The organism is Fictibacillus gelatini DSM 15865 (assembly GCF_000430745.1).
GTDB classification, from domain to species: Bacteria; Bacillota; Bacilli; order Bacillales; family Fictibacillaceae; genus Fictibacillus_A; species Fictibacillus_A gelatini.
In genome coordinates, this window is record NZ_AUMP01000056.1 from 1 (window position 1) to 12,997 (window position 12,997).

The following is a 12,997-nucleotide window of genomic DNA, read 5'->3' on the forward strand; positions in this document are numbered from 1 at the left end:
ATTTAAAAAAGATGACCCCTGTTCAATACAGAGATCATCTTTCTAAAACTGCCTAGGCTTTTTTTAAAATGTCCTTTACAAAGGGTACACTTCACACTATCACGGGTGGTTTTTATTACGACCAAAATACATATACCATCATAACAACGTAAAATCCAACTACTTCAAAGGCTCTTACTTTATGCTCCTTTACTAAGCCAAGAAAGAATAGAAAGCACATCAACGTAAACAAGCCTATGACTATGTATTGCAGTTGGATTTTAGAAACCATGCTTGTTACAGCTGCTATTATGGTTAAAATCGCGACTATATTACTATAAAATTTTAACTTTTGATTTGCCATCCTATCAATCCCCTCTAATCTTTAGTACTATTACACTATATCAAATATTCAGAAAATAATGTAGAATATTCCCAACACAGGAAAAGGAGGGAATAAGTTGAAAAAAGGATTTGTAATTTTAGTACTTTTGGACAATAAGTGTACAAAATACTAAATTTATTGTCCGACTGAGGCTACTTTTTGTCCGATGGAAATGATTTATTGTCGGAAATCCACTGTTTATTGTCCAAATGCCATGAAAATAGCACCACACTACCACACTAAAGAAGTTTGATCCTGTTTTTTGCTTATATTTTTTTTACAGGCGAAAATTGATTCTTGAAAATAAGAACTTTCTTAGCTGAAAGGGCGGTAGAAAGTTTATTGCAGAATATTCCGAGTATATAAACCGATATAAAAATTTGTGTTAAAAGAATTCCCTATCATTTCCTGCAATTCATAATTGTGAAGCTAAAAAAATAAAGGACGTAAACATACGCCCTTTATGTCAGCTTTTTTTCAATATGATGTAACCAGGTGATGGTTTCGTTAGCGGAAAATTGTCTATTTCCGTGTTCTTGGATCATTTTTTTCGCCACTGTTAAATCTCCATTTTTTAAGATTGTTTGTACTTCAGTGAGCAGTGACTGTCGAACCTCTTGATTTTCATTTTTTGCAAATTCCTCAATTGCTGCCCAAAACTCATCCTCCTCTAAGCCAGGCAAGCAATACGCTTCTAAAAAATACTGAAATTGTGGATACATTTATCTTCCTCGCTTTAAAATGGGATAAGACGTAATGATTTTGTATTTCAAATCACTTGAAGGGTCTTTGGCCAGAACTGTTATTGTATCATGTAACTCTTCATGAACACGCATATCCGAGCGAAGCACGGTTTTTCCCACCGCAAAAGAGTGGTGGGTTTTCAGCACAAGGCGATCCCGGTTGGATTTCTCAAGCCAATGCTCAATTTCTTGTTCATGAACATGCAGACTTTCCAGCACTGCTTTTGTCGCTGTTTTTTTGTCATAGTATGTGCTTGCGGCTGAAACATGGCTGCTCTTCACCCGCTTTTGCAGTTCGTCATTTGACTTGCCGACATGCCTCTCCAGCGTATGACCGTTTTTCGGCGGTCCTTCCATCTCATCAAGAATTGTGTCACTTATTTGTCCGGTCTTAGAATTTTCATGATGATGTTGAACGGTTGGGCCGCATCCAGTTAGGATGATAGCCGCAAATAGTGCGACCCAAAATAATCGAATCCACTTCATTGATGTCACCTCGTCAAACAGTATACAAGAAAGACGGATGTTTGCCAAAGAATGATAGAACAACCCGGTTCTTTTTAAAAAGCTTCCAGGCTGTTTTTATTCGGAAGTCCCATCATTGTGGCAATTTTGCAGAAGTGTGTTCTTTTCTTTACAAACCTTCTCGATTTTATGCTAAATTTTATTAGGATAGTAATTACGAGATTAAAATGCATAAGGATGATGTACAAATGTGTAGCGAAGACTGTGCTACAAAAGAAATGCTCAAAAGTTTGAACGTCGTACATAAAGAGGGGGGTGCCCAGTATGCCTAAACCGACCAAGGGAAACGGCCGCTATATGGCCGGCTTGGACGGGCTGCGGGCCATTGCGGTACTTGCGGTAATTGCATACCATCTCAACTTTAGCTGGGCTCCTGGTGGCTTTTTAGGGGTTACGGTATTCTTTGTCCTGTCCGGATATCTCATTACCGATCTTCTCGTCGCTGAATGGAGCCGCACAGGAAGGCTTGATATGAAGGATTTCTGGATTCGCCGGGCGCGCCGATTGCTTCCGGCACTTCTTGTTATGCTTGTGTTGGTGGTTGCCTGGGTGACACTCTTCCATCCAACCTTGCTGCCGAAGTTAAGGGGAGATGTGGTGGCTTCGATTTTTTATGTAAGCAATTGGTGGTCCATTTTCCATCACGTCTCTTATTTCGAAAGCTTTGGGCTTCCTTCTCCGATTAACAATCTCTGGTCATTGGCGGTAGAGGAACAATTTTATCTGATATGGCCACTGATCTTGCTTTTTGGACTTCGATACATACGAAGAAAGGGGAAGATCATTGGACTGACCGTCACACTTATGGCAGCTTCAGCACTGGCGATGGCTATTCTTTACGAGCCGGGTGCCGATCCAAGCCGTGTCTACTATGGAACGGATACGAGAGCCTTTTCTTTGCTCATTGGTGCTTCTCTTGCTCTTGTATGGCCGAGCCGGAGCTTATCCGCTAAACTCCCTTCGGCTCACCGCCTGACCCTCGATTTGGCAGGAGCAACAGCCCTGATATGCGTAATCCTGATCATGTGGAAGACGAACCAGTACGATACGCTTCTCTATCGCGGGGGAATGGTCCACATGTCAGTCGCTGCAGCAGTGTTGGTCGCAGCACTTGCCCATCCTGCTTCCCGATTAGGAAAATGGCTTGGCTCCAAACCGCTTCGTTGGATCGGGGTACGTTCCTATGCGATCTACCTCTGGCATTACCCGGTGATTACATTAACGACACCTGCGGTTAATACGGAAGGAATAAATAGTGTTCGTGTCCTATTGCAAATTGCCGCAACTTTCATCCTTGCCGCTTTGTCGTGGACATTCATTGAAAATCCGATACGCCATGGCGCATTAAAAAGATGGTGGACGAAGATTCGTCTGCGCCAGTGGCAGTGGAACCGCATACCGAAAAGCCGCCGTGTTGCCATAGGTTGTCTGGTGCTTATTCTCGGCATTTCTTGCGTTGGCTTGATCGGTCTTGTCCCGGGCTCTCATTCGGCCGCATCTAAACTGGAACAGCCATTAGATGGAAATAATGAAAAAACGGAACGAAACAAGAAAGGTCACCATGTTGATCAGCCGAAAACAAAGAAAGGAAAACATTCTGAGCAGTCCAAGGATAAGCATTCTAAGAAAGCACCGTCTATAGATGGAAGTGATGTTACCGTAATCGGTGACTCTGTAATGGTTGATGTCGAACCTTACTTGAAAAAGCGGATCCCGGGCGTCGAGGTAAATGCCGAAATTGGCCGCCAAATGTCCGATGCCGATGACATCGTAAGAGATTTAAAATCAAATGGCGACTTAGGAAATTACATCGTTCTTGAGCTCGGCACGAACGGTCCATTTACGAAAGACCAGCTGATGGAATTGCTTCAATCCGTTGGCGAAAATAAAAAAATCGTGTTAGTGAATACGAGAGTTCCAAGACCATGGGAAAACGTAGTTAACTCCGTATTGGAGGATGTGGCATCAAGCCATCCCCGCACCGCGCTTGTAGACTGGTACGGGGCTAGCGCCGGTCATGATTCTTATTTCGCTCCTGATGGTGTCCATCTTAATCCAGAAGGGGCGAAGGCTTATGCCTCGCTTGTAAAAAAGGCAGTTGAAAAATTATAGCAATAGAAATGTTTAGCCTCTCTGTTTTAACAGATGAGGCTTTTTTCGCTTCAATAAAACCCCCCTCTTAAAGGCGTGAATAGTATAAATATAACGACATGGGTGAAAGGGGAGTGATTGTAAAATGAGAGCAGGCTGAAGAGGACATCAATAAAAATGCTGAACATGAAGACTTGAAATTAAGTCTCGAAAAGCAAATTGCCGCCGGGGTATGGATACAAGCGATGGGGCAGTTAATAGAACTCATTAATTTATCCAAATAATTGTTAATCAGCAGAAAGATGGGAAATCGCCTGGATAAAGAAAAATTGTGGAAAGTGTCTGGCTCGCAACAATCGGGAAAGTCGTAGAGGCCATCGGCGTTTCTGAACAAATTTTGACAACGGATTTTTCAAGGGCAACAAATGGCGGTAACGGGCGATTGGATCCAGACATTTGGCACAGCGTTAGAGGCCATAGACGGTACAGAAGTATGAAGCGAGGAGCAAGTGCAGATCCTGACCTATTTTGTGCCGTAAACCTCGAAAATGAACTCCTATATAGACCGCCTCTGGATGAAGGTTGTCTATAAATTGTATGAAGATTGACTAAATAACGGCAGACTCTTCACAACTTTAGACAATCGTTGTATAATAATACCTGACCTTAAATTGGAGAAGTACCCAAGTGGCTATAAGGGGACGCACTCGAAATGCGTTAGGACGGGCAACTGTCGCGTGGGTTCAAATCCCACCTTCTCCGCCATATACGATGTATTTGTCATTGGGCTATTTAGTAGACCCGATTTTTTTTATGCCTTTTTATAGAAGCAGGGGGTTTCTCTTAAAACAGTTATTCGTTTAATTGAGCAGTTTATTCGTCTAAAAATAGCATTTATTCATTCAATTAGAGGAATTATTCGTCTAAGTTCAAACTTGTTCGCTTCGATGTTTAGAATGCCCGGTTTTCCGTCAAAATAAGAGAAAAACTTGCGATGACATAAGGAGAAAACGATGGAAAACGTCTGTTTATTAATTGGGAACGGGTTTACTTTGGATTTTTGCCTTCCCCATGGCCTTCATTCTTCTAAACCTCTTCGTACGTTTAATACGAGCGATATTTCCTATACCGCCTTTCTTGATCGGTTGCCATCCATTCAACAAGAACTTTATCCATTTGCGAAAGATACTGATGACTATGATGCGATTGAGCGATTTTTGCAAAAAAACCGCGGGAATATCGAAAAGGAATGCGAGTTGCGGCGTTTTTTCGCTCTGGCCTATTCTTTATTTCAACTGACGGCGGAAAGCTATAATATGAAGGGCTGGAGATGGGCCGATTGGCTTCAAAAAAATCGCGAAAAGATCATTTGCGCGGTTTCTTTTAACTATGATTGTATTTTGGAGCATGCATTATCGCTCGCCAATATTCCATTTCACCGCGTAGGAACAACAGAACCTAGACGCGGGATTCCGATTTTAAAACCTCATGGGTCGATCGATTTTGATGTTGAAGTAAATGGCCATTCTGCGGAAACGAGATGGGGAATTACGAAAGGGTTAAGCGACACGAACCAGCTTGAAATTGTTCCGAAGACCGATTGGCTGAAGCCAAGAATGGAGGCGAACATCATCCCTCCATCCATTTATAACATTCAGCTAAAACTAAGCTGGGTTAACGCTATGTACAATATTTTCGATTACCTAACAACCAAAAGAAATGATATCGACAATTTTATCATGGTCGGCCATTCATACGCTGAAATGGACCGGCCTGAAGTGAACTTCTTTTTGGAAAGGCTGAACAAAGGGACTAACGTGTATATCATGAATCCAAATCCCAACGAAACGTTAATTGAAAAAGTACACGCTTTGCATCTGCCCCTCAAGCAGCCCAATCGGGAAGGGATGCCATGGTGAAATCCCGTTTTTTCAGTCTGTTTTTGTCAGGGGGAATTTCAACCAAAGCTTTTCCCGTTAATGTCTTTTTGTTCAAATGCTTCATATTGTGAATAATCCCCGTACGCGCGGTAAAGGTGGGCGCGAATTTTTCGCGTGACCGCTTCGAAAGAAAAAGGCTTGGCAATATAATCGGCCGCGCCGTTTTCATGAATCATCATTTCATCCAGGACGGCAAAGCGGTCACTAATAAATAAAATAGGGCAGTTGGAAACTTCGCGAATTTGGCGGCTCCAATAATAGCCGTCATATCCCGGAAGATTCACCGTCATCAACACTAAATCAGGTTGAATTGATAGAAAAGAATGAAGAATGTTATCAAAATCATCGACAACAATTGCCTCATATCCGTAGTTGTCCATATATGTGCGAAACAATTCCGCAATTTGTGGGTTCTCAACAACCATCATAATTTTGTGCATTCATTTCTACCCCTTTGAATTCCTTGGAATATGGAAAAAAATATCTGCTTTTTTCTAAAGGGTACACCAAGTTCAATCAAAATATGACTTAAGTCGGTGTATAATTTATATAAATTTTACTTGAATTCGATAGAAATAAGAAATAAAGGCGCGATGAAAGTTTAATGAGAAATCGCTGATAAGGATAAGAAGATTCGAAAAATTGTTGAGAGGGAAGCAGTCCATTCCTTCATTTGAAGGAGGAACTGCTTATATATCCAGCATATAGCCGTATCGGGGGATGGAAATGATGTGTTCTCCGTATTTCCCGAGCTTTTTTCGCAAGCGGTAGACAAGCGCGTTGATCTCGTCCTTTCCGACATCGGGCGTTGAACAGCCGGTTATCAGCCGCTCTGGCCAAATGTTGATTTTAATCTGGTCATAGCTAACGGCTTGATTGCGATGTTCGTACAGTAAAAACAATAAATCCGTATGCTTTCCGGATAAAAACACCCGGTTGCCGTCCAATGTAATTTGCCGTTTTTCAATATCGATAACGAGTCCGGAAGGTTTAAGTTTCGGTAAAGTAAATGGATTGGTAAATTCCATCGTCCTCTCCAATTCGCTGCTATCGACAAAATGAAGAAGGACAATGCCTTTTGCCAGCATAATTTTGTCATTATGATTTAATAGGTACGGTCGATTCTGTTCGAGCACCTGTCCGTTTAATAGTGTCCCATGTTTACTTTTTAGATCTGTAAGTGTAATTTGCCCCGCTTGAACGTTAATCGAAGCATGTTTTCTCGAGATATAGGGGCTGGAAAATGGAAGATCAGCTTCACTTGTAGAACCGGAACGGCCAATGATGGTCGGCCCGTTTGCCAATTCAATTAACTCTCCGTTTTTATACGGCTCCCCTTTATCAACTCTTAAAAAGACACCGTTCATAGATTCACCCTCTCTCCCATCAAACTCGGTGACGTTTAACGTAAACCTTCATCCATTATAACCGACTCGAACAAAAACTTCATAAAATGATGAATGGCAATTCGCCAGTGTTACAATATGAAATCAATGTTAAAAACTATTAGAATATTCAAACTTTATGTGGTATATTTTAAAAAATGGTTGAAAAAGGAGGGAAGGGAGTGCTGCAGCTTACGACGAGGTCACGAGTAGCCGGCACCCGAATAAATGGACAATAGACAAGTTTGGTTGATTCGTCCTTATCCGCAAAACAAAAACCGAATGAAAGAATTTTTAAGAGATTCGATTGTCGCTGTAGGTTGGAAATCAACGGGTGATTTAAAAGGCGCATCTGATGATGAAATCAAAACCATCCTTTACAACGTAGATGAAGAATCGTATAACTCCATTTCCGCCCTCGCGACGTTAAAGATGATGGCAAATCGCATTAAAATAGATGATTACATTATTGCACCGGAAGATCATCAAGTGTACATCGGAGTGGTGAAAAGCGATTATTATTATTCAGAAGAGCAACAAGAATACCCGCACCAGCGCAAAGTAGAATGGATTCCAAAACCCATTTTGCGCAGCCAATTGCCGGAATCTCTTCGCCGGTCGACGAAAGTCCCGAAAACTTCTGCTTGCCTCACCCAACACTTAATCACAATCGAACATCTTCTCGAATCCAATCATGTTCCGGAAACCTATCCGTATAAGATGGAAGATTTATATGAAAAATCATGTCAGGTGCTGTCCAGGCAACTCGATCATCCAGACCCGATGGTACAGCTCAAAGCAGCGCAAATCATCCTTGAAATGGCGAAAAAATCATAATGAATAGTTGAACTCCTATATCCAGGATGAGCGGTCATTTTGGAATAGGAGTTTTGTTTGTTAGGTTAAAATCACTGATAATCATAAAAAATGTTTTAACTGGTAAGAGTAAGTTAAGCAATTGTTAGGCTAACGAATCGTGAATTTAAATAACAATTGATGCGAACAGGCAGGTTAATCAAACGTTTGTTTAACTCGGGCGGGAGGATTAGGAAATGACAAAGAAAAAGGTGGCGCACTTTATTTCTCATACGCATTGGGACTGCGAATGGTATTTGATGAAGATTTGCCGCTCTTTTGTTGAAAAAAGAGACTCGGGCTTTTGTCTATTAGATTACGAAGGCGCTATTTTGCTTTGATTATTTGATCGCAATGAGGCCAAAGTTTTTTGAAGCATATACAAATTTGAGAGAAGAAATAAGCCGGTTTTACCCGTATCAATTGCTTTTATCAGCCGGGGTACGGTGGCTTCGCCTGATTTAATCAGGAAAAGCTATGATGAATGTGCCAGTCTCCGCCGCTTTCGTTTCGATTACGCCAACCAGAAAATCATCTTTTTCACAGCGGAGAAAATGGCAGACGGACGTTCATCTCTTCCAAAAGTAGATGTTGAAACGGATTGAAAAGGCAAAGCTCCTTCTTCATCGTTCGTATGTAAAGACCGGAGAACCATTTTGTCCTTATTTTTTAAAGGAAGTTGTTTAATTGTATGGAATACATATAACGAGAAGAAAGGAGAGATGACGGTGATTCGGACACTTAAACCAGGTGAATTCAACGAAGCGATTGATTTGTCTGAATATGCATTTCGGTATAAATTATCGGAAGAAAAAAGGGAAGAACGGCTTTCTAGAATGAACGCAGATGAGATTTTCGGCTATTTTAATGACGAAGGCAAGTTGATGGCGAAACTCCATTTGCTGTCATTCAAAATGTATTTAGGTGGAAACGTCATGCCCATGGGCGGGGTCGCCGGTGTTGCCACCTGGCCTGAATTCCGAAGAAGCGGACATGTTAAGGGACTGCTTTACCATGCATTAAAGGCCATGAAAGAAAATGGACAGGCGATTTCAATGCTTCATCCGTTTTCGGTGAAATTTTATCGAAAATACGGGTGGGAGTGCACATGTGATTATAAGAAGTATGAAATTAAAAAGGAACAATTTCCTCAAACAGTGACAGTAAAAGGAAAAGTGGGGAGAATAACAAAAAAAGACGTTGAAATGCTTCACGCGGTTTATGAGAAATTTGCCAAAGTGTATAACGGTTCTCTAAAAAGAAGCGATGTATGGTGGGAACGGTTAATCGATGACGAGAATATCGTTGTGTATAAAAATGAGGAGAACGAACCAACTGGATACCTCATTTATTCTATCAAAGAAAAAACATTTAAAATTGACGAATTTGTCTATCTGGATTTCATGAGTTGGAACGGTTTATGGAGTTTTATTGGCAATCATGATTCAATGATTGATCTTGTGACAATGATTGTGCCTGTTGATGATCAAACGGGCTATTATTTAAGTGATCCAAAAATTAAACAGGAACAGTATGCCTACTTTATGGGCAGAATTGTTGATGTCAAAAATGTATTAGAGCAATACCCTTTTGACTGTTCAGAAGATCGGCATTTATTTTTACATGTGCATGACGAGTTTGCAGAATGGAATATAGGAACGTATTTAGTAAGCGTGAAAGAAGGGAGAAAAGAAATTACTTCATTCAATAAGCAAAAGGAGCAAGCTTTCTGCACTCATCCTCCAAAAAAAGGGGTTCTCTGTGATATCCAAAGTTTAACAGCCGTTTTGTTCAACTACAAAAAGCCATCGGAACTTTATCGGTTTGGGAGAATTAGCGGGAATGAGCAGGATATTGAACATTTTGAAAAAATGATTCCTGACTACACCCCGTTTATCTACGACTTTTTTTAAGAGGAGGCAGTAATCCCCTTTTCTCACGAGAAAAAAGGGGATTACTTATTTTTGCTTGCACAACGAAGGAGGATCCAATGACTCTTTTTATTCATTTAGCAAATGATGCAACAGCCGTTCCTTATTTTCGAAAAACTGTTTCATTATCGAATAATGATTCGTTTCCTCTAATGAGGTTTCCTGGACTCCTTCTTCCGTCAGCTCAAAAATCGTCGCATCCGGGTAAGCCATGAGGATCGGGGAGTGGGTAGCGATAATGAACTGTGAATTGCGTTTGACCAGATCATGAATTTTCGCAAGCATCGATAATTGCCTTAATGGGGATAACGCTGCTTCCGGCTCGTCCAAAATGTAAATCCCGTTTCCTCTAAAACGATTCGAAAACGTCGCGAAAAATGCTTCTCCGTGGGACTGTTCATGAAGGGAAACACCGCCGAAGGAATCAATTACACGATTACCAGCGAACGGCTCGCTGTCCATTTCTTCAATATTCGTTGCCACATTGTAAAACGTTTCCGCACGTAAAAAGAAGCCATCCTTTGGCCTGGCGACTCCCCTGATCAACCTGACATACCGTTCAAGTTCGGAATGGGAGTCACGAGTGGAGAAGTTGAAATTGAACGTGCCGCCTTCCGGATTAAACCCGATGGCGATGGCAATCGCTTCGAGTAACGTAGACTTTCCCATCCCATTTTCTCCGATCAAATAAGTGACGTCCGGGTGGAAGTTTAATTCCGTTAATGATTTAACGGCGGGCAAATGAAAGGGGTATCGTTTGAAAGAAGGGATGTTATTTCGCTTTACTTCCAGTTTTCTTAAATAATGGCTCATCTGTATTCCCTCGATTCCAGTTAGTATATCCATTTTATCAAAAAAAGAAATAGTGGGCTTATCCTTTGTCGTTTGATATTTCTGCAAAATATCATCGATCTATCATTGGTTAATCATGATTCGCCCATTTTCTTTATTTGAGGGACAGGTAGAATATGCAATGGAATCGATCGTTTCGGAGGTGAGTCAGATGATAAAAGTTAAAACGACAGTAAAGATTAATAGGGCATCCGGCGATCAACCGATGGTGATCAATAATGTATTGTCTTTTGATGATGAAAAAGATTTCGGGAAATGGCTTGAGGCGCGGAAAAAATGGCGCGAGCTAGGAGGAGAAAATAACTCATTCGAAATTTTAGAAGGTGCGGAATCCATAAAAACCATTCAATGGCTTGATAAAAAATAAAAAGCGCCAACTAAGCGCTTTTTAAACTTTTTCTATTATAATGTGATCCGCTTGATCAAGATGCTCGTCAATAGCATTTAATATACTTCGCTTTTCCGAATAAGCACCGACTTGAGCTCCGTCAACAACCACCCTGTACAAGGTAACCTTCTTCTTCAAATCCAATGCGGCAGCCAGGCCATTGACGTGACCGCGGGCTATTTTTTCCCTGAATGCGCCCGTTTTCAATTTAGCCGCGTCTTCCGCGTTATCGATAAAACCATTTTCTGATAAGAATGCAGGCATTTGGGATTCCCGCAAGACGTGGAAGTCGGCTTTTTTCATTCCTCGATCAAACCAGTCGGTCGCTTTTATAATTTCTGCGTGCATCTGGCTGCGGTAAACAGCTGTTTTCGAAGAATCGGGCAGGCTGTTGTGGATATAGTCTTCATAACCCGTCCCGCCGCCATAATTGATATGAACGGCGACGAAAAAGTCCGCGCCCCATGCATTTGCCATATTGGTTCGTTGATCCAATGATACATAAATGTCGGTTGCCCTGCTTAATTTCACGACGACATCTTCGTATTCGTCTAAAAGAATTCGTCTCATTCGAAGGGCAATATCGAGTGTCAGGTCTTTTTCTTGTAATCCGTTCCCGATAGCGCCGGAATCTTTTCCGCCATGTCCGGGATCAATAAAGATTTTTGGCATTTGAACACCCCCTTGCTATTAATCTATTCACTCCAATAGAAAAGGGCAGGGCGTTTTTAGTAGATCAAGTAAGCGAAAATTAAATTTCGTAAAATTACACATAAATGAAAACAGTGGTTCCCTTTCGTTTTATAATGATCGACGATTTAGATTTTCGAATAAATGGAGGGAGCCCCCTTTGAGGAAACAGGCGATAAACTTATTTCCAAAGGAACCATGGATACGAAATAAAAAAGAACAGAACAGAATGATATGGACGACCGGATTGATCGTTTTTTTCTTCTAATGATGTTCTTTTTCGTTATTCCACACTTTTTCCCGGCGGCCACTTATCATAGTAGAGCATTTAAAGGGTTTTTCAAAAATTTTGGTTCATTGGCGCGAATTTTAGTCTTTTTTGTTTTTGCGCATTATGTACTGACCTTTATTTTACGGAAGAAATATGTTGATCGGTGGATAGCGAAACTGAAACCGGTTGTCATTACGTTCTCCCGATGGGCGCGTCAATGGCACGTACCTGCGGCCATCACGGTTTTCGGGTTAGTGGTTATACATGCCGTCTGTGCGTTTCTTTATGGCTGGAAGTGGGATTGGTCGAACATGACCGGATTATTGGCCCTCTTATGTTTAGTGCCGATTGCGGTAACGGGTTTCATGCGGTACAAAAAATTAGACCGCAAGTGGCACTTTCGATTAGGAATAGGATTTGCCGTTTTATTTATTTTGCACGCATTTTTATGAACTATGACGGGACTACAAATGAAGGCAGTCCTTTTAATTTTTCAAGAAAACCGAAATTTAGTGACATTAGGATGGGTTAATTTTGATTTTTTGTCGCATTATAATCGTTGGGACAAGAACATTAAAAACTGTATTCTCGAATTTTCAAGAAAAAAATAGCAACCGATATACGCATGCAACTTTGGAGATGGAATCATTTTAAATAGGGAGGTGCGGTCGAGTTGATTGGTGAGATTCTAATGATTGAGAGCGGGACGGTTAAGGTTTAATTAAGGTTTAAAGCTCAGTTGAACTTTTTTCAAAAAAGGTATTGACCCTTTGGTTGTTACGTGATATATTAATAAACGTCGCTGCTACGATAAGCAGTTGTCAAAAAAACTTCAAAAAAAGATGTTGACACTAAGGAAACAAAGTGTTAAGATATAAAAGTCGCCAAAACGAGCGACGGAACAAAAAACATCTTTAAATGTTCTTTGAAAACTAAACAAAAGCCAGGTAAGTCAGGGATAA

Annotated in this window: 16 protein-coding genes and 1 tRNA gene; 10 read left to right on the forward strand and 7 right to left on the reverse strand. The window is 41.0% G+C overall.

Features of this window, described 5'->3' with window-relative positions:
- Positions 1–115: 115 nt before the first annotated feature.
- From H538_RS0117285 to H538_RS0117295, 3 genes are all read right to left on the reverse strand, one after another.
- Positions 116–343, reverse strand: a complete 228-nt coding sequence (locus tag H538_RS0117285; RefSeq protein ID WP_026678668.1) for a hypothetical protein — start codon at positions 341–343, stop codon at positions 116–118.
- Positions 344–825: 482 nt separating this feature from the next.
- Positions 826–1,086 (reverse strand): hypothetical protein, encoded by a 261-nt coding sequence (locus tag H538_RS24240; protein ID WP_035351364.1) that lies wholly within the window; start codon positions 1,084–1,086, stop codon positions 826–828.
- Positions 1,087–1,593, reverse strand: coding sequence for an RNase A-like domain-containing lipoprotein (locus H538_RS0117295; RefSeq protein WP_026678669.1), 507 nt, complete (start codon positions 1,591–1,593; stop codon positions 1,087–1,089).
- Positions 1,594–1,896: 303 nt separating this feature from the next.
- Here H538_RS0117295 and H538_RS0117300 point away from each other — a divergent pair, with 303 nt between their 5' ends.
- The 4 genes from H538_RS0117300 to H538_RS0117310 all read left to right on the forward strand — a co-directional run bounded on the left by H538_RS0117300 (position 1,897) and on the right by H538_RS0117310 (position 5,642).
- Positions 1,897–3,744: an acyltransferase family protein gene (locus tag H538_RS0117300; RefSeq protein WP_026678670.1), complete on the forward strand. Its 1,848-nt coding sequence runs from the start codon at positions 1,897–1,899 to the stop codon at positions 3,742–3,744.
- A 310-nt stretch (positions 3,745–4,054) separates the two neighbouring features.
- Positions 4,055–4,315, forward strand: a complete 261-nt coding sequence (locus H538_RS26225; protein ID WP_154658011.1) for a hypothetical protein — start codon at positions 4,055–4,057, stop codon at positions 4,313–4,315.
- An 81-nt stretch (positions 4,316–4,396) separates the two neighbouring features.
- A tRNA-Ser gene (locus H538_RS0117305) sits at positions 4,397–4,488 on the forward strand.
- Positions 4,489–4,736: 248 nt separating this feature from the next.
- Entirely contained in the window at positions 4,737–5,642 is a 906-nt protein-coding gene (locus tag H538_RS0117310; protein WP_026678671.1) for a hypothetical protein, read from the forward strand.
- 38 nt (positions 5,643–5,680) lie between these two features.
- Here H538_RS0117310 and H538_RS24245 read toward each other — a convergent pair whose 3' ends face one another.
- Both H538_RS24245 and H538_RS0117320 read right to left on the reverse strand, forming a co-directional pair.
- Positions 5,681–6,103, reverse strand: coding sequence for a response regulator (locus tag H538_RS24245; RefSeq protein ID WP_051291537.1), 423 nt, complete (start codon positions 6,101–6,103; stop codon positions 5,681–5,683).
- A 249-nt stretch (positions 6,104–6,352) separates the two neighbouring features.
- Positions 6,353–7,030: an FHA domain-containing protein gene (locus H538_RS0117320; RefSeq protein WP_026678672.1), complete on the reverse strand. Its 678-nt coding sequence runs from the start codon at positions 7,028–7,030 to the stop codon at positions 6,353–6,355.
- A 246-nt stretch (positions 7,031–7,276) separates the two neighbouring features.
- On the opposite strand from H538_RS0117320, the gene H538_RS0117325 reads away from it, so the two are divergent.
- The 4 genes from H538_RS0117325 (at position 7,277) to H538_RS0117340 (ending at position 9,816) form a co-directional block, all read left to right on the forward strand.
- Positions 7,277–7,885, forward strand: coding sequence for a hypothetical protein (locus H538_RS0117325; protein ID WP_026678673.1), 609 nt, complete (start codon positions 7,277–7,279; stop codon positions 7,883–7,885).
- 215 nt (positions 7,886–8,100) lie between these two features.
- Positions 8,101–8,244 (forward strand): hypothetical protein, encoded by a 144-nt coding sequence (locus H538_RS26230; RefSeq protein WP_154658012.1) that lies wholly within the window; start codon positions 8,101–8,103, stop codon positions 8,242–8,244.
- Between the two features lie 105 nt (positions 8,245–8,349).
- Positions 8,350–8,508, forward strand: coding sequence for a hypothetical protein (locus H538_RS26235; RefSeq protein WP_154658013.1), 159 nt, complete (start codon positions 8,350–8,352; stop codon positions 8,506–8,508).
- Between the two features lie 123 nt (positions 8,509–8,631).
- Entirely contained in the window at positions 8,632–9,816 is a 1,185-nt protein-coding gene (locus H538_RS0117340; RefSeq protein WP_161627216.1) for a GNAT family N-acetyltransferase, read from the forward strand.
- 87 nt (positions 9,817–9,903) lie between these two features.
- Here the strand turns inward: H538_RS0117340 and H538_RS0117345 are convergent, their stop codons facing one another.
- On the reverse strand, positions 9,904–10,647 hold the full coding sequence (locus H538_RS0117345) for an AAA family ATPase (RefSeq protein ID WP_245595264.1): 744 nt from the start codon (positions 10,645–10,647) through the stop codon (positions 9,904–9,906).
- A 190-nt stretch (positions 10,648–10,837) separates the two neighbouring features.
- Here H538_RS0117345 and H538_RS0117350 point away from each other — a divergent pair, with 190 nt between their 5' ends.
- The gene (locus tag H538_RS0117350) at positions 10,838–11,053 is read left to right on the forward strand and encodes a hypothetical protein (RefSeq protein WP_026678676.1); all 216 of its coding nucleotides are present in this window, start codon (positions 10,838–10,840) and stop codon (positions 11,051–11,053) included.
- Between the two features lie 21 nt (positions 11,054–11,074).
- On the opposite strand, the gene H538_RS0117355 is transcribed toward H538_RS0117350, so the two are convergent.
- A complete protein-coding gene (locus H538_RS0117355) occupies positions 11,075–11,746 on the reverse strand; it encodes an N-acetylmuramoyl-L-alanine amidase (protein ID WP_026678677.1) in 672 nt (223 codons plus the stop codon).
- Positions 11,747–11,998: 252 nt separating this feature from the next.
- Between H538_RS0117355 and H538_RS0117360 the strand changes: the two genes are divergently transcribed.
- Positions 11,999–12,487, forward strand: a complete 489-nt coding sequence (locus H538_RS0117360; RefSeq protein ID WP_026678678.1) for a hypothetical protein — start codon at positions 11,999–12,001, stop codon at positions 12,485–12,487.
- Positions 12,488–12,997: the final 510 nt, after the last annotated feature.

Excerpts from the sequence above, each read along its gene's own strand:
- H538_RS0117320 (WP_026678672.1), bottom strand. The coding sequence starts at position 7,030 with ATGAACGGTGTCTTTTTAAGAGTTGATAAAGGGGAGCCGTATAAAAAC.
- H538_RS26230 (WP_154658012.1), top strand. The coding sequence starts at position 8,101 with ATGACAAAGAAAAAGGTGGCGCACTTTATTTCTCATACGCATTGGGAC.
- H538_RS24245 (WP_051291537.1), bottom strand. The coding sequence starts at position 6,103 with ATGCACAAAATTATGATGGTTGTTGAGAACCCACAAATTGCGGAATTG.
- H538_RS0117310 (WP_026678671.1), top strand. The coding sequence starts at position 4,737 with ATGGAAAACGTCTGTTTATTAATTGGGAACGGGTTTACTTTGGATTTT.
- H538_RS0117295 (WP_026678669.1), bottom strand. The coding sequence starts at position 1,593 with ATGAAGTGGATTCGATTATTTTGGGTCGCACTATTTGCGGCTATCATC.
- H538_RS0117300 (WP_026678670.1), top strand. The coding sequence starts at position 1,897 with ATGCCTAAACCGACCAAGGGAAACGGCCGCTATATGGCCGGCTTGGAC.
- H538_RS0117355 (WP_026678677.1), bottom strand. The coding sequence starts at position 11,746 with ATGCCAAAAATCTTTATTGATCCCGGACATGGCGGAAAAGATTCCGGC.
- H538_RS0117325 (WP_026678673.1), top strand. The coding sequence starts at position 7,277 with ATGGACAATAGACAAGTTTGGTTGATTCGTCCTTATCCGCAAAACAAA.
- H538_RS24240 (WP_035351364.1), bottom strand. The coding sequence starts at position 1,086 with ATGTATCCACAATTTCAGTATTTTTTAGAAGCGTATTGCTTGCCTGGC.
- H538_RS0117285 (WP_026678668.1), bottom strand. The coding sequence starts at position 343 with ATGGCAAATCAAAAGTTAAAATTTTATAGTAATATAGTCGCGATTTTA.
- H538_RS0117350 (WP_026678676.1), top strand. The coding sequence starts at position 10,838 with ATGATAAAAGTTAAAACGACAGTAAAGATTAATAGGGCATCCGGCGAT.
- H538_RS0117360 (WP_026678678.1), top strand. The coding sequence starts at position 11,999 with ATGGACGACCGGATTGATCGTTTTTTTCTTCTAATGATGTTCTTTTTC.
- H538_RS0117345 (WP_245595264.1), bottom strand. The coding sequence starts at position 10,647 with ATGAGCCATTATTTAAGAAAACTGGAAGTAAAGCGAAATAACATCCCT.